This window comes from Streptomyces sp. NPDC037203, from assembly GCF_055605065.1.
The window spans coordinates 540,664-564,953 of record NZ_JBVJUC010000001.1 but is presented as its reverse complement, the minus strand read 5'-3'; the positions used below and the strand labels follow the sequence as shown (position 1 = coordinate 564,953).

Genomic DNA, 24,290 nt, shown 5'->3' with positions numbered 1-24,290 from the left:
CCCCTTCCGGGAGACCCGTTGAGCAGCAGCTACCGCCAGCCCGGTGTCGTTCTGACCGATCGCCGGTTCACCGTGCCCCTCGACCACGCCGACCCCGGCGGCGAGAGCATCGAGCTGTACGCGCGTGAGGTGGTCGCCGGGAGCAAGGCGGGCGAGGAGCTGCCCTGGCTGCTGTACCTGCAGGGCGGTCCGGGCTTCGGGGCGCATCGTTTCGTCGGGCGGCAGGCATGGCTCGACCGGGCGCTCGACGAGTACCGGGTGCTGCTGCTCGACCAGCGCGGCACCGGCCGGTCCACCCCCGCCACCCGGCAGACGCTCCCGCTGCGCGGCGGCCCGGCCGAGCAGGCCGACTACCTCACCCACTTCCGCGCCGACTCCATCGTGCGCGACTGCGAGGCCATCCGCCCCGAGGTCACCGGCGGCGCCCCCTGGACCGTGCTCGGCCAGAGCTTCGGCGGCTTCTGCACGGTGTCGTACCTCTCCCTCGCCCCCGAGGGCCTGGACACCGCCCTGATCACCGGCGGACTGCCCGACCTCGACGCGCACGCCGACGACGTCTACCGCGCCGCCTACCCCCGCGTCGAACGCAAGGTCGGCGCGCACTACGCCCGGTACCCGCAGGACGTCGAGCGGGCCCGCCGCATCGCCGAGCACCTGCTCACCCACGACGTGGTGCTGCCCAACGGCTACCGCCTCACCGTCGAGGCCTTCCAGTCCCTCGGCCTGATGCTCGGCAGCGGCGACGGCAGCCACCGCCTGCACCACCTCCTGGAGGACGCCTTCGTCCGCACCCCGGCCGGACACGAACTGGCGGACGCCTTCCAGGAGCAGGTGCAGCACCTCCTGTCGTTCGCGGGCCATCCCCTCTACGCCCTCGTCCACGAGTCGATCTACGGCCAGGACGCCCGCCCCACCGCCTGGGCCGCCGAACGCGTCCGCGCCGAGTTCCCCCGGTTCGACGCCGCGAAGACGCTCGCGGGCGACGAACCGCTGCTGTTCACCGGCGAGACCATCCACCCCTGGATGTTCGACACCGACCCCGCGCTGCGCCCACTGCGCGAGACCGCGGAACTCCTCGCCGCCCGCACCGACTGGACCCCGCTGTACGACCGCGACCGCCTCGCCGCCAACGAGGTCCCGGTCGCCGCGGCCGTCTACCACGACGACATGTACGTCGACACCGCGCACGCGCTGCGCACGGCCGCCGCCGTCCGCGGGCTGCGCACCTGGGTCACCGACGAGTACGAGCACGACGGGCTGCGCAGCGGCGCGCCCAGGGTGCTGGACCGGCTCCTCGCGCTGGTCCGGGACGAGGTGTGACACAGCGGGTCCGGGCACCCGGCGAGGGCGCCCGGACCCCACGGCCTCACGCGGCGAGCGCGTGGCCCGGATGCAGGACGACCTTCGTATAGCCCTCGATCCGCTTGTCGAACTTCTCGTACGCCTGCGGCGCCTGGTCCAGCGGCAGTTCATGGGAGACCACGAAACTGGGCTTGGCCCGCCCGGCGATGATCAGATCGCGCAGCTGGCGGTTGTACCGCTTGACGTTGCACTGTCCGGTGCCCATCTTCTGGCCCTTCTCGAACATCTTGCCGATCGAGACCAGAAGCTGGCCGTGCTTGGCGTGCTCGTCGGGGCCGCCCGGATCGGACGGCACGTACAGCCCCGGCACACCGAGCCTGCCGGTCGCCCGGACCGTCATCACCAGCGCGTTGAGGACGATGGCGGGCTCCTCGTGGCTGGTGTCGTCGTGCGCCTGGGCCTGGTAGCCGACGGCGTCCACGCCCTTGTCCGTGCCTTCCCCGTTCGTCTGCGCCCTGATCTGCTCGGCCGGGTCGCCCTTGGTGAAGTCGACGGGGATGGCCCCGATCTCCTCGGCCTTGGCCAGCCGCTCGGGCACCCGGTCCACCACGAACACCTTGGACGCGCTGCGCAGCAGCGCCGAGTAGGCGGCCATCAGACCCACCGGGCCGGCGCCGTAGACGGCCACGCTCTCACCGGGGGACACCTGGGCCAGCTCACAGCCGTGGTAGCCGGTCGGGAAGATGTCGGCGAGCAGCACGAAATCGGTCTCGAACTGCTCGCCCGGCGGCAGTTTCAGACAGTTGAAGTCGGCGAAGGGCACCCGCAGATGCTCGGCCTGACCGCCCTCGTACGGGCCCATGGCCACGTATCCGTAGGCGCCGCCGGCGAAGCCGGGGTTCACCGTCAGACAGAAGCCGGTCTCGCCGGCGAGGCAGTTCTTGCAGAATCCGCAGGCCACATTGAACGGCATCACGACGCGGTCGCCCACGGACAGCGAGCTGACACCGCTGCCGACCTCCTCGATCACCCCGAGGTTCTCGTGGCCGAAGACGATGCCCGGCTCGGCCGCCGTGCGGCCCTCGTACATATGCAGGTCGGAACCGCAGATCGCGGTCGACGTGACGCGGACGAGCACATCGTTGGGATGCTCGATCCGCGGATCATCGACGTCTCGCACCGCCACGCTGAACGGCTTTTCGTAGACGACGGCTTTCACCTTGGTCACCTCCGCGTGGAACGCTGGATGACGGCGGCGAAGCCGATGCCGGGGGAGCGGGCGCCGCCCCTGGGCCCCCGGTGCGTACCGGACCCCCATGCGCGCGCTTCACCGCCGGTACTTCCAGGTAACCCCCGTGCGGCGGGGCCCGCAACCTCCGGTCCGGCGGGCCGGGATTCCGGCTGGTCGGCGCAGGTAGGCTGTGTTCATGCCAGATCAGACAGCCGGACTGAGGGAGTTGCGCGGGGACTGCGGGAGCTGCTTCGGGCTGTGCTGTGTCGCCCTGCCCTTCGCCGCGTCCGCCGACTTCGCCCTCGACAAGCCCGCGGGCACGCCCTGCCTCCATCTCGCCGCCGACCACCGCTGCGGCATCCACGCCCGGCTGCGGGACGAGGGCTTCACCGGCTGCACGGTCTACGACTGCTTCGGCGCGGGCCAGAAGGTCTCGCGCCACACCTTCGACGGCCAGGACTGGCGTACGGTGCCGAAGGACCAGGCCCGCCGGATGTTCGAGGCGTTCCCCGTCGTACGACAGCTGCACGAACTGCTCTGGTACCTGACCGAGGCGCTGTCCCTGCCCGCCGCCCGGCCCGTCCGTCCCGAGCTGCGCGGGGCGCTGGAGGAGACCGAGCGCCTCACCCTGCTGCCCGCCGGGGAACTGGCCGCGCTGGACGTCGCCGCGCACCGCGCGGAGATCAACGTCCTCCTGCTGCGCACCAGCGAGCTGGTCCGGGCCGCGGCGGCCGGCGGCAAGGGGGCGAAGGGCGGGAAGGGCAAGGACCGCAGGGGCGCGGACCTGATGGGCGCCCGGCTCCGGGGCGCCGACCTGCGCGCGGCGACCCTCCGCGGCGCGTACCTCATCGCCGCCGACCTCACCGGCGCGGATCTGCGGGACGCGGACATGATCGGCGCCGACCTGCGCGACGCCGATCTCTCCGACGCCGACCTGACCGGCGCCTTCTTCCTCACCCAGCCGCAGGTGAACGCGGCTCGGGGGAACCGGGGAACGCGGCTGCCGGGGACGCTGAGCCGGCCCGCGCACTGGGCGTGAGGGGCGCGGGCGGGCCGCCGTGGAAACGACGCGTCCCCGCGCTCAGCTCCGCTGCCGGTCCTCCTCGCCTGCCCGGCCCTCACCCGCACGCGCCGGGCAGCCACCTCCGGGAGCCTGGCCCTCCTCCCGCGCCGGGCAACCGCCCGCTCCAGGAGCCCCGCCGTCCTCCCGTGTCCCCTCCGGCGCCCGCACCGCAGTCGCCCGGCGCGACAGCCGCAGCCGGAAGTCCTCCGGCATCAGGGTCAGCCGCTCGGTCACCGTCAGCCGGTACGCCGGGTCGGCGTGCAGGTCGTAGCGGCGGAGCAGGAGGGCGAGGACGAGGGTGGCCTCGTGCAGGGCGAACTGGCGGCCGATGCAGGCGCGCAGCCCGGTGCCGAAGGGCTTGAAGGTGTGCGGGGCGCGGGCGCGGACCGCCTCGGGGGTGAAGCGGTCCGGGTCGAAGTCCTCCGCGTTCTCGCCCCACACCGAGGGATCGCGGTGCAGCATGGGCGTGAGGACCAGGGCCCACGCGCCCCGGAGCATCGGATGGTCCCCGGCGAGCACGGTGTCCCGGCGGGCCTCGCGGGCGAACGCGGGCGCGGTCGGCCACAGCCGCAGCGACTCGTCGAGTACCCGGCGCACATAGCGCAGCTTGGCCACCTGCTCGTAGGCGGGTTGCCCGGTGCCGCCCCAGACCCGGTCCACCTCGGCGCGTGCCCTCGCGGCGATCTCCGGGTGCCGGGCGAGGTAGTACAGGGCGAAGGAGAGCGCGCCCGAGGTGGTCTCGTGCCCGGCGATCAGGAAGGTGATGACCTGCCGGCGGACGTTCTGCGCGGACAGCCGCGCACCGGTCGACGGGTGCTCCGTGGCCAGCATCCGGTCCAGCAGGTCGCCCGCACCGCCGCCCGACGCGCGCCGCTCCTCGACCAGGGCGTCGACCGTGCGGTTCAGGTAGGCGATGTCGGCCGCGTTGCGCCGGGCGGCGTCGCGCAGCAGGAGCGGGACCAGCGGTTTCGGCACGGCGTTGAGCCGCTGCGCGTAGGTCAGCGTGCCGATCATCGCGGAGACGAAGGGGTGCGGCCGGTTCCGCTCGAAGGAGCCGAAGTCGTGGCCGAACCCCGTCCGCGCGATCGTCTCCAGGGTCAGCTTGGTCATGTCACCGGGCACGTCCACCGCGCGCCCCGCGGCCAGTTCCCGGTCCCAGCGGTCGGTCAGCCGCCCGGCGACCGCCAGCATCATCGAGTGGTAGCCCGCCATCGCGTCCCGGCTGAATCCGGGCGCCAGCACGTCGTGCGCCAGCTGCCAGTTGGGCTCGTGGTTGTACGCGGTGAACAGCCCGTCCCCGCCGATCGGCCGGAGGTTGGCCACGCCCAGCCCCACATGCTTGGCGAACCGGGACTCGTCGGCGAGATCGGCGGCCGGACCCGCCCCCCACACCATGACGATCTCCTTGTCGAGGACGCGGTGCCGGAAGACGGGCCCCAGCTCGCGCGCGAACCGCATCAAGTCCTGCACGGGCCTGCGCCGGTCGATGCCCAGCACATCGCCGAGCAGCGGCAGCCGGCGCGGCGGATGCGGGATGCGGGCCAGTTCCGGCCATCCCAGCTCGGCGCTGCGGAAGCCCTTCGGCAGCGGCGCGCCCCCGGCCCCGTCCGTGGCCCGCGCCCGCTCCGTCGTCTGCGCCATGATGCCGATCTCCCTTGCCCCGGCGGGCCGTCGACCGCGCGGCGCGCGCCTGTTGTACGTGGATTCAACAACGGTTTCAGTGTGGGCCGCTTGTTGAATCGGCGTCAAGTAAAGTGACGCCATGCCCGCGAACCAGGGGGAGCGCGCCCGGCGCCGCCTCAGCACCGGAGAACGCCGTGAGCAGCTGCTGACGGTCGGCGCGCGGCTGTTCTCGGAGAGTCCGTACGACGAGGTGTGGATCGAGCAGGTCGCCGATCTCGCCGGAGTCTCGCGCGGGCTGCTCTACCACTACTTCCCGACCAAGCGGGACTTCTTCGCAGCGGTCGTGGAGCGCGAGAGCGAGCGGATGCTGCGCATGACGGCGGCCGAGCCGGGCGTGCCGGCGCGCGAGCAGCTGACCGCGGGGCTCGACGTCTACCTCGGCTACGTGCAGGCCCACGCCCACGGCTTCCGTGCCTTCCACCGCGCGGACGCCGCCGGCGACCAGGCCGTGCGCCGGGTCTACCAGCGGGCCCTGGCCGCGCAGGAGAGGCAGATCCTCGCCGCCCTCGCGGCCGACCCCGAGTTCGGGCCCGCCTTCGAGCGCGCCCCGCACCTGCGCCTGGCCGTGCGCGGCTGGCTCGCCTTCACCACCGCCGTCTGCCTGGAGTGGCTGCGCGACGGCGAACCGGGCCGGGAGCAGGTGCGCGACCTGTGCGCACGGGCACTGCTCGGCGCCATCGCCTGAGGCCGGATCCCGCTTTCCGTCCGCCACCGGACACCTCCCCGCGGTACGCGTGGTTGGCGCGCGCCCCGATCTCCGATAAGTTAGGCAAGGCTTACCTAAGGAGGTCTCGGGACGTGGGTGACACGCAGACATGGACGGCCGCCCCCGGCGCGGCTGAACGGGCGCGCTCGGTGCTCGCCGCCGCGTGGTCGTGCGCGGTGACCGCGGGCGGCGCCCGCGAGGAGTACGTCGGCGCGCACACCGTGACCGACGGGGGCGCGGTCCTCCTGACGGTGCCCGAGGACAGCGCGCTGCACGCGGTCGCCCTCTGCGCCCCGCGCCAGGACACCCGCGCGGTGCTGGAGTTCGCCGACGTGGCCCCCGTGGCCGTGCGCGACCGGATCCGGGCCCGCCTCTGGCTGGCCGGCCGGCTCACCCCCGCCGCCGGCGCCCTGCGCCTCCACCCCGACCGGGTGGTGCTGCGGCGCTCCTGCGGCGCCGTACTCGTCGACCCGGACGAGTTCGCCGCCGCCCGCCCCGACCCGCTGGCCACCGCCGAGGCCGGGCTGCTCACCCATCTCGCCGAGGCCCACCCGGACGCCGTCGAGCGGCTCACCCGGCTGGTGCGCCCGGAGAGCCTGCACGCCGCGGTCCGGGTGCTGCCCCTCGCCGTCGACCGGCACGGGCTGACCCTGCGCATCGAACGCACCCGCGCCCACGGCGACGTACGCCTGCCCTTCCACACGCCCGCCGACGACCTCGGTCAGCTCACCGAGCGGGTGCACGCGCTGCTGGCGCAGGCGAGCGCCGCCGGGTGCCCCCGGACGCTACAGCGGCAGCGCGCAGACGGCGACGGGTGAGGCGAACGGCATGCCCGCCGGGCGCAGTTCACCGCGGCCGGCGTCGACATGGAAGACGGTGACCGTGCCGGAGCGCTGGTTCGCCGCGAACAGCAGCCGGCCGTCCGGGGAGAAGGCGATCTGCCGCGGGAAGTCCCCGCCCACCGGCACCGTGCCGAGCAGCCGCAGCCGGGCCCCCTCGGCCTCGACCGCGTACCGGGCCAGGCTGTTGTGGCCGCGGTTGGCGAGGAAGGCGTACCGGCCGTCCGCCGTGACCAGCAGTTGCGCCGGGTAGTTGACGACATCCCCGGTGGCGCCCGTGGACTGCGGCTCGCCGATCGCCAGCCGGCCGGTGGCGGGGTCGTACCCGCAGACGACGACCGTGTCGTCCACCTCGTTGACCAGATAGGCGTGCCGCCCGCCCGGATGGAAGGTCAGATGGCGCGGCCCCGCGCCCGGCCGGGTGTGCGCCTGGCCCACCTCGGTGAGCGTGCCCCTCGCGGGGTCGAGCCGGTAGGTGTAGACGGTGTCGGTGCCGAGGTCCACCGCGAGCAGATGGCGGCCGTCCGGACCGGTGCGGAACTGGTGCGCGTGCGGCCCGTCCTGGCCGGGGCCCGGCGCCGGGGAGGTGTGCGTGACCAGGTCGGTGCGCTCGCCCGGGGCGCCCGAGGCGTCGATCGGATGCACGGCGACACTGCCCGAGGTGTAGTTCGCGCTGAGCAGCCACCGCCCGGACGGATGCACCGACAGATGGCAGGGACCCGCGCCGCCGGTGCTCCGCGTACCGAGCACGCGCCGGTCGGCGAGGCGTACGGCCGTCACCCCGCCGTCCTCGCGCTCGTCGACCGCGTACAGCGTCCGGCCGTCCGGGTGGACGGCGAGGTACGACGGGTCGGGGACCCCGGTGAGCGTCCCGGAGCCGGTGATCCGGCCCGACTCCGGGTCGTACGAGGCGAGCCCGATGCCGGTGCCGCCGCCGGGCACGGAGGTGTAGGTGCCCAGGTACAGCGGGCGTGGCCCGTCGGAGCGGTCGGCGGGTCGATGAACCGGCGCGGGGTCCGGGGGCGGGGCTGCCGGTGCCGGCCCGGCCACCGCGGCGGCCGCGCCCGCGCCCATCCCGAGGAACCTGCGCCGGTTCAATCGGCCACCCGCCCCTGTCCGCGTGTTCATGCGCCCACCTCGGGTCGTCCCGGTCGTCCACGGCCACCCTCGCCCGAGCCGGGCCCGCGCGGCAAGCCCGGCACCGGACCGCTGCCGCTCACCGCGTGCGGTCACCGAACCCCGTACGGCGCCACAGCTCCTCCTGCACCCCGAGCCGTTCGCGCAGCCGCGTTATCCGGGGCAGCTTGGCCCGCTGCTCGCGCGAGACCCGGTCCAGCTCCTCCAGCAGACGGTGGGTGCGGTGCTCGGTGTCCAGCTCGTCGATGATCCGGGTCGCCTCGGTCAGTACGGCGCCCAGCAGCTGCCAGTTCGCCCAGTCGGCGCGGATCTCCTCCCGCAACTGCTCGGCCAGCCGGTCGCGGGTGCCGGCCGCGATGTGCAGCTCGGCCGTCAGCCGGGACTCCGCCGACTCGGCGTCCGCGCTCAGATGGGCGGTCACCAGCACCGCGAAACTGACCACCGCGTCGCCGATCTGCGACAGCAGCTCCTCCACGGTCGCCCCGACGCCGGGCGGGAACAGATAGTCGGACTCGCGGGCCTTCGCCAGATCGGTGAAGGAACGGGCCAGCACCCGCAGCACCACCGTGCAGATCTCCAGCGTGTCCAGGCCGGTGCGCAGCACCACCCGGTGCAGCAGCCCTTCCTTGACCCGCGGGTTGAGCCGCAGACTGTCCTCGGCCTGCCGCAGCGAGGCATCCACCTCGGCGATGTACTGGTCCAGTCGGCGCGCCTCGTGCAGCCGCTCGGCCGCCCGCTCCCAGGGGATGCGGTCCGCGGCCTCCTCGCCCATCCGCAGCATCAACTGCCGTGCCCGGCGCGCCAGGTCCTCGATCGACCTCCCCGCCTTGTCCACCCACACGGGCGGCGGCAGCAGGAGATTGCAGGCGGTGCCGACGACCGCCCCGATCAGCGTCTCCACGATCCGCGCCCACGCGGTGAACCCGACGGTGGTCACCCCGAGTACCAGCATCGCGCTGATCGCCACCTCGGCGACGTACTCGTCCACCCGCACCAGATGGCCGACGGCCAGCGAGGCCACGATCAGCAGCGCGAGGCTCCACCAGGTCAGGCCCACCAGCACACTGAAGGCGATGGCCACCAGGACGCCGGCCACCACCGCGTTCACCCGGCGGATGCCGTTGGTGAGGGTGGCGTAGAACGTCACCTGGACCACCAGCAGCGCGGTCAGGGGAGCGGTCAGCGGGGCCGGCTCGGGACTGAGCCGGAGCGCGATGACATAGGCGACCGTCGCCGCCGCGGCCGACCGCAGCGTCTGGACGACCACCGGCTCCCGGCGGCGCTTCGCCAGCGTCAGCAGTCCCTCGAACCCCTTGCGTACCTCGTGCATCCCTTGGCCTGTTCCCCTTCCCCGGCTGCGTCGAACGTGGCTGTTCGAGCGGGGTGAGAGGTTGGGCCATCCGGCCGGGGGACCGGGGAGTCAGCCGTACAGCTTGTCGAGGAACGCGGACAGGTTGCCGGCCGTGCGGGCGATCTGCTCCTGGAGGGTCAGGCTCTCCTCGAACCGCATGCCGCCGGCGGGGGCCTTCTTGCCGCGCAGGTACAGCGAGCACGCCAGGTCCGTGCACATGTACAGGCCGACCGAGTTGCCCTCGCGGCCCGCCGTGCCCGCCTTGCGCGCGGTCATCAGGGACACCCCGCCGCCGCGATGGGTGGTCAGGCACAAGGAGCACATGCTGCGGTGCAGGAAGCCGCGCTGGGAGGAGGGGAAGCGCAGGGCGACGCCGACGAGCCGGTCCGCCCGCTCGGTGACCAGATAGCTGCGGTCGGGCGCGCCCGGATCCCGCCAGCCGAGAAAGTCCAGGTCCTCCCACGGCCGTTCCGCCAGGTCCCGCGGCACGGCCAGCCGCTTGGCCTCGCCCTTCGAGCAGTTCACGAAAGAGCCGCGGATGTCCTGCTCGGTGAGCGGTTTCATGGAAAATCCTTCGTCGTGCGTGTACCGGGCCCAGGAAGGAGGCCCCCGGTCAGCCTAAGTACCTTCGGGAAGGGCGGGCCAACGGATTTTCCGGCCGGGCTCCCGGCGCGTGCCCCGCGCGCCGGGGCCGCCCGCACCGGCCGCCGTCACCTCCAGCACCCGGGAAGATCCGGCACACCCGCCCCTTGCTTAGCTCACAGCATGAACTAAGGGTTGGTGGAAAGTCGCGTTCCGGTCGCCCGAAGGAGTATGTTGCAGGTCGGGCATGGTTCGTGAAAGGAGCCGTATGGCGGGGCGGAACGGGCGCACGGTACGTGACCTTCGGCGGGGCAACCGCACCGCCGTGCTGCAGCGGCTCTACTTCGACGGCCCGTTGAGCCGCTTCGAGCTGGGCCCGGCCACCGGTCTCAGCTCCGGCTCGGTCAGCAATGTCGTCGCCGACCTGGTCGCCGACGGACTGGTCGAGGAGGCCGGCAGCGTCGACTCCGACGGCGGCCGCCCCCGCACCCTGCTGCGTGTCGCCCCGGACAGCGGACAGATGATCGGCGTCGACGTCGGCGAAACCCGCGTCCGCGTCGAGCTGTTCGACCTGGCCCTGACCGAACTGGCCCGCACCGAACGCCCGCTGACCCCCCAGCGCTACGACGCCGACGTCATCGCCGGACACATCCGCGACGGCGTCGCCGAGGTGCTGGAGGCGCAGGGCGCCGTACCCGAACGGCTGCTGGGCATCGGCGTCGGCGTCCCCGGCATCGTCGAGCACACCGCCGACCGGGGCGCCGTCGTGCACGGGCAGACCATCGGCTGGGACGCGGTCCCGCTGGAGCGGCTGCTCCGGTCGGCCTCCGAACTGCCGGAGACGGTGCGGTACTTCATCGACAACGGGGCCAAGACGCTGGGCCAGGCCGAGATGTGGTTCGGCGCGGGCCGGGGCGCCCGCAACGCCGTCGTCGTGCTGTTCGGCTCCGGTGTCGGCGCCTGTCTGGTGACCCCCGAGGTGGAGCGCGGGCGGGCCGTCGAGTGGGGCCATCTGACGGTACGGGTGCGCGGGCGGCGCTGCCGCTGCGGAGCTCCGGGCTGCCTGGAGGCGTACGCGGGCGCCGAGTCACTGCTCGCCCGTTGGCGCGAGGCGGGCGGGCAGCCGCCGGCCGGGGCCGACGAGGAGACCGCGCTCACCGCCATGCTCGCGGCCGCCTACCCGGTGGCGGGCGGCACGGCGGACCCGGTGGCGCTGGCCGTCCTGGAGGAGACCGCCGAGTACCTGGGGGCGGGCCTGTCCGACCTGATCAACCTCTTCCAGCCCGAGCGGATCATCGTCGGCGGCTGGGCCGGGCTCCAGCTCGGCACCCGGTTCCTGCCCGCCGTGCGCCGGCACGCGGCGACGTACGCCCTGCGCCACCCCGCCGACAAGGTCGCCATCGAACTCGGCCGCCTCGGACCGGACGCCGTGACCGTCGGCGCCGCGATCCTCCCGCTGGCCGACTTCTTCACCAGCGGCGGCCACCGCCCCGCCCCGGCCCCCGAGAGCCCGCTCCCCGCCTGGCGGACGGCCCTGCGGGAGCGGACTCCGGGCGCTTGACGGCCCGTCAGGATCCGTCGGCTGGGCGTCAGTTCTGGGGCAGGGCGCGCCCGAGGAGGGGAAGCAGCCGGTCCCAGTGGCGCCGGAAGGCGGCCGGGTCGAAGGCGTCCGTGTCCGGGGTAGATCAGGACCGCAGGGTGGGGCCGGCCGTCGTCGGGAAAGGCGGCGAACGCGTCGGCGACGCCGTCGGGGGTGGGGATGCGCAAGGACGTGGTGGGCATGATCGACCATCCTCGCCCGCCGTGCCGGACGCGCGCAAGGGAGGTCGACCGCGCGAGGGACTCGGGCGTTCAGGCAGGTGACTCGTCCGGGCCCGGATGTTCGGGGTGGACGGTGCCGGTGCGGGGCGCGCCCCGTGGGCCGCTGCCTGCCTCGTCCGTGTCGGGCAGGCCCTCCCCGCCGCCTTCCCCGGCTGCCTCCTCGTCGTCCGGGGACTCGCCCGGCTTCCCGCTCGCCGGGCGGCCCGCCGGGCGGTCCGCGGGCAGGTCCCAGGGGTCGTCGGACCGGGCCAGCTGGTCGGGCATGTCACGGGGGACCGGATCCGGCTCCGGTGCCCCGCCGGGCTCCTGTGCGCGCTGTACGGCCATGATGTCTCCGCCTTCCTCCCCTGGTGCCGTGCGGTCGGACGTTGACGCAGGTCAGCCCACCTTGCGGCCCCGCATCGGCGCGGTGCCGAGGCCGCTGCCCCGCTGGAGTCCCTCCAGGAACTCCTCCAAAACCTCGGTCGACGTCCACCGGGGCCGCCAGCCGAGTTCCTCGTGCGCGCGCGTGCAGTCCATCAGCGGCAGCCGCAGCACCGCGTCGAACAGGTGCGGGGAGGCCGGCAGCAGATGCAGGTTCCAGGCCGCGGCGATGGCCGAGCGGGCGGCCGTCCGCGGCAGCCGTACCGGGCGCGCGCCGAGCAGTTCGCCGAGGACGGCGGCGTCGAGCGGCGGATCGGCGGCGAGGTTGTAGGCGCCGCGCGCCGTCGCCGAGCGCACCGCGAGCCGGTAGGCCTCGGCGGCGTCCTCGGTGTGCAGCGCCTGGACGCGCAGACCGGGTATGTCCGGCAGGAACGGCAGCAGTTCGGGCCGGGCCAGCGGGCCGGGCAGGAACCGGCCGCCGAAGATCCGGCGCTGCTCGCTCGCCGACTCGCGCTTGAACAGGAACGCCGGCCGCATCCGCACCACCCGCACCTCGGGGTGGTCGCGCTCGAACACGTCCAGGGTGCGCTCAAGGTACGCCTTCTCCCGGCAGTACGCGGCGTCCGGCCAGCCGTGCGTCGGCCAGGTCTCGTCCACCGCGCGGTCCTTGGGGCCCGGCGAGTACGCCCCCACGGACGAGGCGTGCACCAGCACCGGCACCCGCGCCGCGGCGACCGCCTCGAACACCCGGATGCTGCCGAGCACATTGGTCCGCCAGGTGGTCGCCGGATCGTGCGTCGGCTGGAACGCCCACGCCAGATGGACCACCGCGTCCGCGCCCGCGAACCGTTCCGCGAGGTCCGTGCCCTCCGACGCCAGATCCACGGTGGACCACTCGGTGCCGGGCGGCGACCACTCCGGCATCCGCCGCGCGAGACCCCGGACCGAGGCGATCGCGGGATCTCGGGAGAGCAGGCGCACCACGCTCGTGCCGACATTGCCGGTGGCGCCCGTGACCACCACCGTGCTCCCCGCTGAGCTGCTCACCTCGGTCTCCTTCCGCTCTCGGGCCGATGGCCGCGACGACCGGCCGGGTACCCGGCCGACCGGGTGGCACACGCGGGCCGGGCACCCGGACACACGTGCTTGACGTGCCGGGTAATCGACCCCGCGGCCCGCCGCGGGCAGGATCGGGATCATCGGCGGAGCACGGCCCCACGCGTCCGCCGCCGCTCGTGCGCCATCTTCGAGGAGGACCCCATGCCGTACTACGAGAGCCCCGTCGACGGCACCCGGCTGCACTACGTCGACCACGGTCCCGCCTCCGGCGCGGTCGCCGTCTTCGTCGCGAGCGCCTACTTGGGCCACGAGATGTGGGAGCACCAGATGCTGCCGCTCGCGGAGGCCGGTTACCGCTGCGTGGGGCTGGACCGGCGCGGCCACGGACGCTCGGACGACGTCTGGTCGGGGTACGACCTCGACACCCTCGCCGACGACCTCCAGGGGCTGCTCGACCATCTCGACCTGCGCGCGGCCACCCTGATCGGGCACTCCGTCGGCACCGCGGAGGTGGTGCGCTGCCTGACCCGGCACGGCTCGGACCGGGTGGCCCGGATCGCGCTGGTCTGCGGGGTCGCGCCGGGCATCATGCGCTCGCCTGGGCTGCCCGACGGCGTGGACCCGGCCCTCGCCCGCGCCGACGAGGAGTTCTTCCGGCGCGACCGGCCGGCCTGGTTCACCCATTTCGCGGACGCGTTCTTCGCCGTTTCCAGCGCGGGCAACGAGGTCTCGGACGCCTACGTCCGTCATCTCGTCGACCGCTGCCTGGTGGCCACACCCCGCGCGGCCACCGGGGTGCGGTCCGTCGTGACCGGCCTCGACCTCACCGCCGAGCTGCCCGCCGTGGACGTGCCCGCGCTCGTCGTGCACGGCACCCATGACACCTCCGCGCCCCTGGCCCATACGGGTGAGCGGCTGGCCCGGCTGATGCCGGGCGCCGCCCTGAAGGTGTACGAGAACGCCGGCCACGGCCTGTTCTTCACCCACGCCCGACGGCTCACCGCGGACCTGCGCGAGTTCCTCGGCGCGGCCGGAGCGACGGCGGCCGCCACCGGGATCTGCCGGATGCTGGCCGCGGCGGGCATCGGCGGCTAGTGAGGTGTGCTGTTCGGAAGTGCTCTGGGCACTGTTTCTCGGAGCGCGGGCCTCAGGCCGGAACGAGGCTGTGGGGGTCGATGATGAACTTCTCGGCCACTCCCGTGTCGAAGGTCGCGTAGGCGTCCGGGGCGTCGTCGAGGCTGATCACCTTCGTGTTGAGCATGGCGCTCAAGTAGGGCATGCGGTCCCAGAGGATCGCCATCATCAGCTCGCGGTTGTAGCGCATGATCGGTGCCTGCCCGGCGGCGATCCGCGGCGACTTGATCCAGGCCTTGCCGAAGTCGATCGGGTACGTTCCCTCTTGCTCGGCCTTCGACTTCGCGAGCGGGTCGGGGCCGTAGACGCCGATGACTCCGGTAGCTCCGCCCGCGCGGGTGGCGTCGATCACCTGGTTGAGGGCGTAGGCCGGGTCCATGTCCTCGGACTCGCGGCCGATGCCGTGCGCCTCGGAACCGACATAGTCGACTGCGCAGTCGACCATGGGTTCGCCCAGGATGGCCTCGATCTGGTCGGTGAGCGCCGCGTCCTGGCTCAGGTCGATCGTCTCGCAGCCGTTCTTCTTCACGAGCTCCAGGCGGTCCTTGTGGTAGTCGCCGACGATGATGCAGGACGCCCCGAGAAGGCGCGCCGCTGCTGCGCCGCAGCGGCCGACCGGGCCTGCGCCGGCGAGGTACACGGTCGAGCCCGGCTTGGCACCGGCCTCCATGAGACCGTGGAACGCGGTGGGCAGGATGTCCGAGAGCAGCGCCAGGTCACGGATCTTCGCCATGGCCTGGTCCCGGTCCGGGAATTTGAGGAGCTGGAAGTCGGCGTACGGGACGAACAGGTACTCGGCCTGGCCGCCGGTCCAGTCGCCCAGGTTGAAGCCGTACGCTCCGCAGGCCACCTTGGGGTTTGTGGTCTCGCAGACGTCGGTCCGGCGCGCCCTGCAGTTGCGGCATCGGCCGCAGGCGACGTTGAAGGGGACGGAGACGAGGTCGCCCTCACTGAGGAATTCGACGTCGGGGCCGAGCTCGATGACTTCCCCGGTCATCTCGTGCCCCATCACCATGCCCTGGGGCACCGGGAAGGACCCGCGGTAGATGTGCAGGTCGCTGCCGCAGATGTTGGTCGCGACGATTCTGAGGATGACTCCGTGCGGGGCCTTTTTCCCGTTCGGCATCTGGAGCTTGGGGAAGTCGAGGGACTCGACGCGCATGTCTTTCGGGTTCTGGAAGGTGACGGCGCGGTTGCTGCTTGCCATGACGGTCTCCTCTGCTGAACCACGGGACTCGGCCGTGGGAGTGCCGGATGTCATTTCGGTGGCTTGGGACTCCTCCTGATCAGGCGGGTTGCAGGGCGGCGGCGAAGCGTTCTGATCGCCTTGCAGAAGGCGGGGAGGTCCTGCGGGCTGCGGCTGGAGATCAGCCGGCGGACGATCACGATCTCCCCGGCGACGACCTCGGCGCCGGCGTTGCGCAGGCCAGTACGAATGCTGGGCCAAGAGGCGAGGCGGCGACCGCGCAGTGCAGTCCGTTGGTCATGGTGCGTGGTTCTGCTCGCCGGGCATCGTCCAGAGACACGGACTCCGTCTTGATGGTCACTGCAAGGTCTCTTCTGCTGTGAGTACGCAGTCGTGCACCCACAGCCTGGTGTATTCCGACCCTGCACGCCTCCGCCTACCAGGCCGAACCTCGCGTGCCCCGATGCGCACGGCAGGCCCACCCCGCCTCTGCGCGAAGAAGGCAGACGCGCCGTGCGCGGAGAAGGCGGTCTGGTCTTCAGGGGAGTTTGTGGGCGAGGACGTCGAGTCGCTCGACGGAAGGCGGTCGGGCGAACAGTTCACCGGCTCGTTCCGTCAGGGCGCTGCCGAGGCGGCCGGCGAGGTGGGCCTGGCGTGCGTCGTCGTGGGGGAAGGCGTCGAAGATGGCGAAGGTGGACGGGCTCAGGCGTACGGCGAACCAGGCGACGGTGCCGGGCTCCTCCTGCACGATGGCGAGGCCCCCACGGAGAAAGGCGGCGACCTCTTCCTCCTTGCCGGGCCTGGCCTCGACCTGTACGTGCAGCGCGACGTTGACGTTGGCCATGAGGGGAATCCCTTCAGGCGCTCGGTCGTCCGAGAGTGGCCGGCCACTGCCGTGACCGGATGACGTCGAACGGGTCTCCTGTTCGGCCAGGCCGATGCCTTGTATTACCTACTTTGTCCGCACAGCTTCATCACCACGGGCACCAACCCTGTGCACATGAGGAAGCCCCGGCCGTGACGGGGGGATTCACGGCCGGGGCGGCTTGGGAGTGGGTGCGGACGGCGGTCGCCTCTCGGCGAAAGGCTCCACAGGGCTTCAGCCGAACGATCGTCCCTGTGGGCAAAAGGTGAGGCCCGGGGACACTGTCCCGTCCGTACCCACGGCTGGTTCAACGGCCGAACGGCGTCCCCTGTTCCACCCCCGCCCGTGACCTGCGCCACACCCGCAACGCTCAGCCCAGCGGGGTCTCGCCGAGGCGGGCGAGCAGGTCGGCGGGGTCCGCGTAGACGGCCTCCGCGCCGGCCTCTGTCAGATCGGCCCGCGGGATCCCGCCGCACAGCACGCCCAGGCAGCGCACCCCGGCCTTCGTGCCCGCCTGCATGTCCCACACCGTGTCCCCGACGAACACCGCCCGCTCGGCCGGCACCCCGGCCAGCTCCAGCGCGTGCTCCACCGGCTCAGGGGCGGGCTTGCCCTCCTGCACGTCGTCGCTGCTCGCGGTGGCCTTGATCGCGTCGTCCGCGTCGATCGCCCGGCGCAGCGCGCCCAGCTCCGGACCGCTCGCGGAGGTGGCGAGGACCACCGTCCAGCCGTCCCGGTGCAGCCGTCGCAGCAGCTCACCGGCGCCCGGCAGGGCGGGGAGCCGGTCGAAGTACTGCCCGTACAGCGCCTTGTGCGCCGCGCTGAGCTGCGCGTCCTGCTCCGGGTCGCGGTCCTCGCCCAGCAGGTGCGCGATCAGGTCCGAGGAGCCCAGGCCGACGGCCCGGTGCACGGCGTGCATGGGCACCGGGTGGCCGGCCTGCCGGAACGCCTCCCACCAGGTGACGACGTGCAGATGATTGGTGTCGACGAGGGTTCCGTCGACGTCGAAGACGGCGGCACGCTGCTCCATCCGGGCCTCTCTCTCACTCGTGCGCTCCCGCTCCGGGTACCACGTCAGGCGCCCGCCACGCGCGTCGGCACCCGCCCCTCGCGCGTCCATTCCAGCAGCTCGTCCGCGGACCAGGTGGTGACCACCCGCTCGGCCGGCACCCCGCACTCCTCGGCGCGGGCGCAGCCCAGGATCTGCCAGTCCAGCTGACCGGGCGCGTGCGCGTCGGTGTCGATGGCGAAGAGGGTGCCCGCGGCCACGGCCCGGCGCAGCAGCCGGCGGGGCGGGTCCAGCCGTTCCGGGCGGCTGTTGATCTCCACCGCGGTGCCGGACTCGGCGCAGGCGGCGAACACCTCGTCCGCGTCGAACTGCGACTCCGGGCGGCCCCGGCCGGTGACCAGGCGCCCGGTGCAGTGCCCGAGGACGTCGGCGTGCGGATCGCGTACGGCGGCCACCATGCGGCGGGTCATGGCGCGGGCGTCCATCCGCAGCTTGGAGTGCACGGACACCACGACCAGGTCGAGCCGTTCCAGCAGCTCCGGTTCCTGGTCCAGGGAGCCGTCGTCGAGGATGTCGCACTCGATCCCGGTGAGCAGCCGGAACGGCGCCCAGCGCGCGTTCAGCTCCGCGACGGCGTCCAGCTGCTCGCGCAGCCGCTCGGGGGACAGGCCGCGGGCCACGGTCAGCCGGGGCGAATGGTCGGTGAGGACGGTCCACTCGTGGCCGAGCTCGGCTGCCGCCCGCCCCATCTCCTCGATCGGGCTGCCCCCGTCGGACCAGTCCGAGTGGGTGTGGCAGTCCCCCCGCAGCAGCGCCCGGAGCGCGGCTCCAGGCCCCTCACGGGCGGCGCCCTCCTGCTCCGCCTCCAGCTTGCGCAGATACCCCGGCACCTGGCCGTCCAGCGCCTCCCGCACCACCTGCGCCGTCTTCGGCCCGACCCCCTTCAGGGCCTCCAGGGTTCCGTCCGCCGCCCGTGCGGCCACCTCGCCGGGCGCGAGGGCGTCCACCGCGCGGGCGGCCGTGCGAAACGCCCGTACCCGGTAGCCGGGGGCCAGCGCCCGCTCCAGCAGGAAGGCGATCCGCTCCAGGGCGGCGACGGGTTCCATACGACCAAGGCTCACACCGCTGCCGTGCGGGGGCACGGGGAAGCGCGCGACCGACCACGCGCGGACGTTCCGTCCTAACCTGATTTGCATGACCGAACAAGCAGCCCCCTACATTTCCCAGCCGCGCATCATGGTGCTGGGCGTGTGTCCGGGGAAGCCGGGCGAGCCGCCCTTCCGGATCATGGAGATCGACGGCGAGGTGATCGGTGCGGCCAGGAACGTCACCGATGTGCTGGAGGTCGCCGCCGCCTACGGGATCACCATCCACGACCTCGACGATCCGGACGTGGTCCGCTGGGTCGGCGGCGACAAGTACACCTGGACGCTGCACTGAGCCGTCGGCTCAGCCGACCGTCCACTTCTGGTTGGCGCCGCCCGTGCAGGTCCAGATCTGCAGCCGGGTCCCGTTGGCCGAGTTGTTTCCGGTGGCGTCGAGACACTTGTCGGCCTGCGGGTTGACGATGTCGTGCGCACCCGTGACGGTCCACTTCTGGTTGGCGCCGCCGGTGCAGTCCCACAGCTGGACGGTCGAGCCGTCCGCCGTGCCCTGGCTCGTCACGTCGAGGCACTTGCCGAGCGCCCGTATCGTGCCGTCCGAGCCGACCGTCCAGGACTGGGCGGCCGTGCCGTTGCAGTCGTAGAGCTGGACCGGGGTGCCGTTCGCGGAGTTCGCGCCGGCCACGTCCACGCACTTGCCGGCCAGCCCCCGGATCGGCAGCCCCGCCGCGCTGTCGCTGGTCGTGACGGAGACCGAGTCCACCACCAGCTGTGCCGGGAACTGGGTGCTGCTGTCCGGGTCGCCGGGCCAGTAGCCGCCGACCGCGAGGTTCAGGATCAGGAAGAACGGCCGGTCGTTGTACACCCAGGTCTTGCCGCCCAGGTCGGCCGGAGTGCGCCGCTCGTAGACGGTCCCGTCCACCGACCAGGTGATCGAGTTCGGCGCCCAGTCCACGGCGAAGGTGTGGAAGCCGTCCGCGAAGGCCTGGCCGTTCGGCAGGGTGTAGGCGGCGCCGATGCCGCCCGAGCCGGAGTAGCCGGGCCCGTGGATGGTGCCGTGCACGGTGGACGGCTCGAAGCCGACGTTCTCCATCACGTCGATCTCGCCCGAGTCGGGCCAGTTCACCGGCGTGCCGAGCATCCAGAACGCGGGCCACATGCCCTGCCCCCGCGGGATCTTCATCCGCGCCTCGACGTGCCCGTACTGGGCGTTGAACTTCCCGGCCGTGTTCAGCCGCGCCGAGGTGTACTGGCACGTGCCGTACCAGCACTGGTATCCGGCCGGGTTCTCCTTCTTCGCCGTGATCACCAGATGGCCCTGGCCGTCCAGTGCCGCGTTGTTCGTGCCCGAGGTGTAGTACTCCCGCTCGTGGTTGTTGACGTTGTCGCCCGTCTCCTGGGTCCACTTCGAGGAGTCGACCGGCGAGCCCGCGGGCCCGTCGAAGTTGTCGGAGAAGGTGGTCACGGTCGCGGCGGGGACCATCCGGTCGGCGGGGTGCGCGTGCGCGGGGCCGACGGCTGCCGCGCCGACCAGCGCGGCGGACAGGGCGGCGAACAGGCATCTGCGGAGCAGGCGGGGGGAGGCCATGGCTCTCCGATCGGTGGGGGGCCTTCGGCAGGCTGCGGGAGGCATTCGGAAGGCGTTCGGAAGGCGTTCGGATTCAGTGATGCCTCTTGATTTAAGGAGTGAGATAAGTGGGCGTCAAGAGGCTGGTACGGACCTGCTGTTGAGGAGACGCGCCCTCGCCGGTTTCCGTTCACGCCTCCGGGGCACTCCGCCCGCGGACCCGCGTGCCGCCGCCCCGCAAGGGGACCGGCGGTGCTTGGATGCAGCGAACGGTGAGGCGGACACACCGCCGCGAACCGGGAAACAGCCCTGAACGGGACGGGACGAGGAGGCGGTGGATGCGGCGTACGGCGCCCCGCGCGGTCCTCCGCGCCGCCGGTGAACTCCTGCTGTGGTGGGGCGCGTTGGCCCTGCTCTGGCTGGTGCTGATCACCACCGTCGACACCCTGGAGCGGATCGTGGGGGCGAGCGTCGCCGCCGTCGGCGCGCTGCTGGCACGGGCCGGCCGGCGGGCGGTGAGCTGGCGGTGAACGGCTGGATCCTCGCGGCGACCGTCGAACTCGGCGGGGGAGGGGCGGCCGCCCTGTGGGGCGTGACCACCGGCCCGACCGCCCGCCGTGTCGTCGCCCAGAACCTCACCACCGCCGCCCTCTGCCCGGCCCTGCTGCTGCTCGCCCAGGGGTACGCCCGGCCCGCCTACGTCGACCTCGCCCTGCTGCTCGCTCTCCTCGGTCCCGTCGGCACCCTGGTGTTCGCCCGGCTGCTGCACGAGGAGCTGGAGGGGCAGCGGCCGAGCGCCTGGGGCCTCACCTACGCGGTGGCCGCCGTGGGCGCCGTGGTGGTGATCGCGGTGTGCGCGGCCACCGGGCCCGGCCGGGCCATGGTGAAGCTGCTGGTGATCGGGGCGCTGCTGATCGGCGGCAACCTCATCGCCTCCCGCGCCCTGTCGGGCGCCTTCCGGGGGGTGCGGGGTGGCTGACCCGGCGCGGGACGGCGGCAGGGGGTGCGCGGCGACGCCGCTGCCGCGCACCGGAGGCGCCGTATGACCGATGCCCTGATCCTCGTGGCCCTGTTCCTCGTCGCCGCCGCCGCGACCGCCGCCGTCGCCCAGCGCGACCCCTCCCGGCAGGCGCTGGTGCTGTCCGTGCTCGGGGTCCTGCTCGCCGTGCTGTTCACCGTGCTCCAGGCGCCCGACGTCGGTCTGTCCCAGCTCGCCGTCGGGGCCGCCCTCACCCCGCTGCTGATCATGCTGTCGGTGCGCAAGATCCGGCGCCGCGGCCGGGACCGGGACGGTGCGCGGTGACCCCGCGGCTGCGGCTGTGGCTGCTGGCCGCGGGCGGCGCGGGCCTCGCCGCCCTGCTCACCGCAGCCTGCCTCGACCTGCCCGGATTCGGCGGCCGCTCGCACCCCTACGGCACCCGCGCCGTGCGCGCCTCCCTCGCCCGGCACACCGCCAACACCATCGCCTCCGTCAACTTCGACCAGCGCGCCTACGACACCCTCGGCGAGATGAGCATCCTGTTCGCCGCCGTCCTCGGCTGCGTGGTGCTGCTGCGCCAGGCCCGCGACGAGCACCGCGAGCGGCCCGAGCCCGCCGAAGTGGCCCGGCCGGTACGGCGCTACGCCCTCCTCGTCGTCCCCGTCGCCCTGGTCTGCGGTCTCTACGTCATCGCCCACGGCCAGCTCAGCCCCGGCGGCGGCTTCCAGGGCGGCGTGGTCGCCGCGACCGCCCTGCACCTGCTGTACCTGGGCGCCGACTACCGCGCCCTCGAACGCGTCCGCCCGCTCGCCGTCTTCGAGGCCACCGACGCCCTGTGCGTCTGCGCCTATCTGGTGCTGGGCCTCGCCGGAGTGCTGGCCGGGACCGCGTTCCTCGCCAACACACTGCTGCCTTACGGCACGTTCAACACGCTGTCCTCCGGCGGCACCGTCCCGCTGCTGAACGCGGCCGTCGGCATGGAGGTGGCGAGCGCGGTCGTCGTCCTGCTCGCCAACTTCCTCGACCAGGCCGTCGAGATCGAGGAGGAGAACGCGGGATGAGCGCCCTGATGCAGGTCCTGCCGTACCTGGTCGCCGCCTATGTCTTCCTGACGGGCTGCTACGGCCTCGCCACCAGCCGCAATCTGATCCATGCCGTCGGCTGCCTCTCGGTGTGCCAGGTGTCCACCTACATCCTGCTGCTGGCCGTCGGCTACCGGTCCGGCGGCACCGCGCCCGTTTTCTCGGACATCAAGCCCGGCTCCCGGCCGCTGGTCGACCCGGTGGTGCAGGCCCTCACCCTCACCGACATCGTGGTCGGCGCCACCGTCACCGCGCTGCTGCTCGCCCTGGTACTCCAGATCGTCAAACGGCACGGCACCCTCGACCCCGACGAACTGCGGGAGCTGCGCGGCTGATGCACCACCTGCTCCCGCTCCTCGTCGCGGTGCCGCTGCTCGGGGCCGCCCTGCTGGCCGCCGCCGGACGCCGGCTGCCGCGCCCCGCCGCCGAGCTGACCGGCCTCGCCGTCTGCGCCGCGACGGCCGTGCTCGCCCTCGTCCTGCTGCTTGACTCCTCGCCTCCGATGGTCGAATGGGTCGGCGGCTGGCTGCCCGTCGGCGGGGAGAGCGTCGGCATCGAAGTGATCGGGGACGGCCCCTCGCTCGGCATGGCGTCCCTGGTCTCGCTGCTCACTCTCGCCGCGCTCGCCTACTCCTGGCGCTACTTCGACGAGCCGCCGCGCGGCCACGCCGGCTCGTTCCCCGCGCTGATGCTGGTCTTCCAGGGCGCCATGTGCGGATTCGCCCTCGCCGGCGACCTGTTCAACGCCTTCGTGTTCTTCGAGCTGATGAGCGTGGTGGCGTACGCGCTGACCGGCTTCCGCATCGACGAGGCCAAGGCCGTGCAGGGCGCGCTGACCTTCGGCGTCGTCAACTCGCTCGGCGCGTACGCCATGCTGACCGGCATCGGCCTGCTGTACGCGAGGACCGGCGAGCTGTCGATGGCGAAGATCGGCCGCGGCCTGGAGAGCACCGGCGGGCACGGCGGCCCCGACGCGCTGGTGCTCGCCGCGTTCGTGCTGGTGCTGACCGGCCTGCTGGTGAAGGCGGCCACCGTGCCGTTCCACTTCTGGCTCCCCGACGCCCACGCGGTCGCCCCGACCCCGGTGTGCATGCTGCTGTCCGGGGTGATGGTCGAACTCGGCGTGTACGGCGTCTGGCGCGTCTACGGCACCGTCTTCGCCGGCCCCGGCGGCATCCCGGCCGCCGATCTGACCCGCGCTCTGGTCACCCTCGGCGTCCTGACCGCCGTGATCGGCGCCGTCATGTGCTGGTACCAGCGGCACATCAAACGGCTGCTCGCCTTCTCCACGATCGCGCACACCGGCCTGTTCCTGGTGGCCGTCGGCGTCCTCACCCCCGAGGGCGACGACGGCGCCGCGCTGTACATCCTCGGGCACGCCGGGGCGAAGGCCGCCCTGTTCGCCTGCGCGGGCGCGCTGCTCGACCGGTTCGGCAGCGTGGACGAGCACGAGCTGCACGGCCGGGCGCGCCAACTGCGGGCGACCGGCGTCCTGTTCGCCCTCGGCGGGCTCGCCCTCGCGGGGCTGCCGCCCTTCGGCACCGGGCTCGGCAAGGCGGTCAGCGAGGAGGCGGTCGGGGGGCCGCTGACGGTGGTGTACGTGCTCGCGTCCGCGGTCACGGCGGGCGCGGTGCTGCGGGTCGCCGCACGGGTGTTCCTCGGCCTGGGACCGCCGCCCGAGGACACCGACGCGTACGAGACCAGCGGTTCGGCGGAGCAGCCCGAGTCGTCCGGCCTGCTCGGCCGGATCCCCGACACGATGACGACGGTCTCGGCCGTGCTCCTCGCCGCGGCGCTCGCCGTGGGCACCGTCCCCGGCTTCGGCGACCTCGTGGCCCGTTCGGTCAACGAGGCGGGCTCGGGCGGCGCCCACGCCTCGGCCGCCTGGACCCTGCACGGCGTGCTGCTCGGCCTGGTCTCCGCCGCCCTCGCCGTGGCCCTCGCCACCGCCGCCGTCACCCGCCGGCACCGCCCGGCCGTCCCCGCGGTGGTCATCCCCCTGCGTCGCCTCCAGTCCGGGCACGTCGGCGACTACGTCGCCTGGCTGCTGCTGGGCACGACCCTGCTGGCGGCGCTGGCCCTGCCGGGGGTGCTCGGCGGCTGACGGGCGCTCGGCGCGCCGCGGGTAATGACTCCGCTTTACCGGAGCAAATTCCGTATCGTGCGATCAAAGAATTGCTCTGTTCGCGATGAGAGTTTCCTTGAAGAGGGCCCCGCACGGCGTGCCG

25 protein-coding genes and 1 pseudogene are annotated in these 24,290 nt (G+C 73.1%); 13 read left to right on the top strand and 13 right to left on the bottom strand.

The window, feature by feature from the left end; all coding sequences use genetic code 11:
- The first annotated feature begins 18 nt into the window (after positions 1-18).
- Entirely contained in the window at positions 19-1,320 is a 1,302-nt protein-coding gene (locus tag ACZ7EC_RS02385) for an alpha/beta fold hydrolase (protein ID WP_471056645.1), read from the top strand.
- Positions 1,321-1,366: 46 nt separating this feature from the next.
- Here the strand turns inward: ACZ7EC_RS02385 and ACZ7EC_RS02380 are convergent, their stop codons facing one another.
- Positions 1,367-2,521 carry a glutathione-independent formaldehyde dehydrogenase gene (locus ACZ7EC_RS02380; protein WP_471057817.1) on the bottom strand — a complete coding sequence of 385 codons (1,155 nt, stop codon included), beginning with the start codon at positions 2,519-2,521 and terminating at the stop codon, positions 1,367-1,369.
- A 208-nt stretch (positions 2,522-2,729) separates the two neighbouring features.
- Here ACZ7EC_RS02380 and ACZ7EC_RS02375 point away from each other — a divergent pair, with 208 nt between their 5' ends.
- Positions 2,730-3,572 (top strand): pentapeptide repeat-containing protein, encoded by an 843-nt coding sequence (locus ACZ7EC_RS02375; protein ID WP_471056642.1) that lies wholly within the window; start codon positions 2,730-2,732, stop codon positions 3,570-3,572.
- Between the two features lie 42 nt (positions 3,573-3,614).
- On the opposite strand, the gene ACZ7EC_RS02370 is transcribed toward ACZ7EC_RS02375, so the two are convergent.
- Positions 3,615-5,237: a cytochrome P450 gene (locus ACZ7EC_RS02370; RefSeq protein WP_471056639.1), complete on the bottom strand. Its 1,623-nt coding sequence runs from the start codon at positions 5,235-5,237 to the stop codon at positions 3,615-3,617.
- Positions 5,238-5,358: 121 nt separating this feature from the next.
- On the opposite strand from ACZ7EC_RS02370, the gene ACZ7EC_RS02365 reads away from it, so the two are divergent.
- Positions 5,359-5,964, top strand: coding sequence for a TetR/AcrR family transcriptional regulator (locus ACZ7EC_RS02365; RefSeq protein WP_471056636.1), 606 nt, complete (start codon positions 5,359-5,361; stop codon positions 5,962-5,964).
- Between the two features lie 113 nt (positions 5,965-6,077).
- Positions 6,078-6,803 (top strand): DUF2470 domain-containing protein, encoded by a 726-nt coding sequence (locus ACZ7EC_RS02360; protein WP_471056633.1) that lies wholly within the window; start codon positions 6,078-6,080, stop codon positions 6,801-6,803.
- On the opposite strand, the gene ACZ7EC_RS02355 is transcribed toward ACZ7EC_RS02360, so the two are convergent.
- From ACZ7EC_RS02355 to ACZ7EC_RS02345, 3 genes are all read right to left on the bottom strand, one after another.
- On the bottom strand, positions 6,771-7,952 hold the full coding sequence (locus tag ACZ7EC_RS02355; protein WP_471056629.1) for a lactonase family protein: 1,182 nt from the start codon (positions 7,950-7,952) through the stop codon (positions 6,771-6,773). The two genes, ACZ7EC_RS02360 and ACZ7EC_RS02355, sit on opposite strands and share 33 nt — an antisense overlap.
- 88 nt (positions 7,953-8,040) lie before the next feature.
- Positions 8,041-9,291, bottom strand: a complete 1,251-nt coding sequence (locus tag ACZ7EC_RS02350) for an FUSC family protein (protein WP_471056626.1) — start codon at positions 9,289-9,291, stop codon at positions 8,041-8,043.
- Between the two features lie 90 nt (positions 9,292-9,381).
- Positions 9,382-9,876, bottom strand: a complete 495-nt coding sequence (locus tag ACZ7EC_RS02345) for an FBP domain-containing protein (RefSeq protein WP_471056623.1) — start codon at positions 9,874-9,876, stop codon at positions 9,382-9,384.
- Between the two features lie 286 nt (positions 9,877-10,162).
- Between ACZ7EC_RS02345 and ACZ7EC_RS02340 the strand changes: the two genes are divergently transcribed.
- Positions 10,163-11,455, top strand: a complete 1,293-nt coding sequence (locus ACZ7EC_RS02340) for an ROK family protein (RefSeq protein ID WP_471056619.1) — start codon at positions 10,163-10,165, stop codon at positions 11,453-11,455.
- 290 nt (positions 11,456-11,745) lie between these two features.
- On the opposite strand, the gene ACZ7EC_RS02335 is transcribed toward ACZ7EC_RS02340, so the two are convergent.
- The gene (locus tag ACZ7EC_RS02335; protein ID WP_471056615.1) at positions 11,746-12,042 is read right to left on the bottom strand and encodes a hypothetical protein; all 297 of its coding nucleotides are present in this window, start codon (positions 12,040-12,042) and stop codon (positions 11,746-11,748) included.
- A 51-nt stretch (positions 12,043-12,093) separates the two neighbouring features.
- A complete protein-coding gene (locus tag ACZ7EC_RS02330; protein WP_471056613.1) occupies positions 12,094-13,125 on the bottom strand; it encodes an SDR family oxidoreductase in 1,032 nt (343 codons plus the stop codon).
- Between the two features lie 213 nt (positions 13,126-13,338).
- Between ACZ7EC_RS02330 and ACZ7EC_RS02325 the strand changes: the two genes are divergently transcribed.
- Entirely contained in the window at positions 13,339-14,232 is an 894-nt protein-coding gene (locus ACZ7EC_RS02325) for an alpha/beta fold hydrolase (RefSeq protein ID WP_471056610.1), read from the top strand.
- Between the two features lie 52 nt (positions 14,233-14,284).
- Here the strand turns inward: ACZ7EC_RS02325 and ACZ7EC_RS02320 are convergent, their stop codons facing one another.
- From ACZ7EC_RS02320 to ACZ7EC_RS02300, 5 genes and pseudogenes are all read right to left on the bottom strand, one after another.
- Complete coding sequence (locus ACZ7EC_RS02320) at positions 14,285-15,478, bottom strand: alcohol dehydrogenase catalytic domain-containing protein (protein WP_471056607.1); 1,194 nt, start codon at positions 15,476-15,478, stop codon at positions 14,285-14,287.
- Positions 15,479-15,557: 79 nt separating this feature from the next.
- Positions 15,558-15,741: pseudogene (locus ACZ7EC_RS02315) on the bottom strand (DJ-1/PfpI family protein); the annotation flags it as partial.
- A gap of 254 nt (positions 15,742-15,995) precedes the next feature.
- Positions 15,996-16,301 (bottom strand): putative quinol monooxygenase, encoded by a 306-nt coding sequence (locus ACZ7EC_RS02310; protein ID WP_471056604.1) that lies wholly within the window; start codon positions 16,299-16,301, stop codon positions 15,996-15,998.
- Positions 16,302-16,692: 391 nt separating this feature from the next.
- Positions 16,693-17,352 (bottom strand): HAD family hydrolase, encoded by a 660-nt coding sequence (locus ACZ7EC_RS02305; protein ID WP_471056601.1) that lies wholly within the window; start codon positions 17,350-17,352, stop codon positions 16,693-16,695.
- Between the two features lie 44 nt (positions 17,353-17,396).
- Positions 17,397-18,437 carry a PHP domain-containing protein gene (locus ACZ7EC_RS02300; RefSeq protein ID WP_471056598.1) on the bottom strand — a complete coding sequence of 347 codons (1,041 nt, stop codon included), beginning with the start codon at positions 18,435-18,437 and terminating at the stop codon, positions 17,397-17,399.
- A gap of 88 nt (positions 18,438-18,525) precedes the next feature.
- Between ACZ7EC_RS02300 and ACZ7EC_RS02295 the strand changes: the two genes are divergently transcribed.
- Positions 18,526-18,771, top strand: a complete 246-nt coding sequence (locus tag ACZ7EC_RS02295; protein WP_397982566.1) for a hypothetical protein — start codon at positions 18,526-18,528, stop codon at positions 18,769-18,771.
- 9 nt (positions 18,772-18,780) lie between these two features.
- Here ACZ7EC_RS02295 and ACZ7EC_RS02290 read toward each other — a convergent pair whose 3' ends face one another.
- The gene (locus ACZ7EC_RS02290; RefSeq protein WP_471056595.1) at positions 18,781-20,022 is read right to left on the bottom strand and encodes a ricin-type beta-trefoil lectin domain protein; all 1,242 of its coding nucleotides are present in this window, start codon (positions 20,020-20,022) and stop codon (positions 18,781-18,783) included.
- A gap of 317 nt (positions 20,023-20,339) precedes the next feature.
- On the opposite strand from ACZ7EC_RS02290, the gene ACZ7EC_RS02285 reads away from it, so the two are divergent.
- The 6 genes from ACZ7EC_RS02285 to ACZ7EC_RS02260 all read left to right on the top strand — a co-directional run bounded on the left by ACZ7EC_RS02285 (position 20,340) and on the right by ACZ7EC_RS02260 (position 24,166).
- Entirely contained in the window at positions 20,340-20,531 is a 192-nt protein-coding gene (locus tag ACZ7EC_RS02285) for a hypothetical protein (RefSeq protein ID WP_471056593.1), read from the top strand.
- Positions 20,528-20,980 carry a monovalent cation/H+ antiporter complex subunit F gene (locus ACZ7EC_RS02280; protein ID WP_397982563.1) on the top strand — a complete coding sequence of 151 codons (453 nt, stop codon included), beginning with the start codon at positions 20,528-20,530 and terminating at the stop codon, positions 20,978-20,980. Before ACZ7EC_RS02285 ends, ACZ7EC_RS02280 begins: the two co-directional genes overlap by 4 nt.
- Before the next feature lie 63 nt (positions 20,981-21,043).
- On the top strand, positions 21,044-21,304 hold the full coding sequence (locus tag ACZ7EC_RS02275; protein WP_397982562.1) for a hydrogenase subunit MbhD domain-containing protein: 261 nt from the start codon (positions 21,044-21,046) through the stop codon (positions 21,302-21,304).
- Positions 21,301-22,041: an MnhB domain-containing protein gene (locus tag ACZ7EC_RS02270; RefSeq protein ID WP_471056589.1), complete on the top strand. Its 741-nt coding sequence runs from the start codon at positions 21,301-21,303 to the stop codon at positions 22,039-22,041. Before ACZ7EC_RS02275 ends, ACZ7EC_RS02270 begins: the two co-directional genes overlap by 4 nt.
- A gap of 8 nt (positions 22,042-22,049) precedes the next feature.
- Entirely contained in the window at positions 22,050-22,397 is a 348-nt protein-coding gene (locus ACZ7EC_RS02265; RefSeq protein ID WP_471057814.1) for a sodium:proton antiporter, read from the top strand.
- Positions 22,397-24,166, top strand: coding sequence for a complex I subunit 5 family protein (locus ACZ7EC_RS02260; RefSeq protein WP_471056586.1), 1,770 nt, complete (start codon positions 22,397-22,399; stop codon positions 24,164-24,166). The genes ACZ7EC_RS02265 and ACZ7EC_RS02260 overlap by 1 nt, the downstream gene beginning before the upstream one ends.
- Positions 24,167-24,290 lie beyond the last annotated feature (124 nt).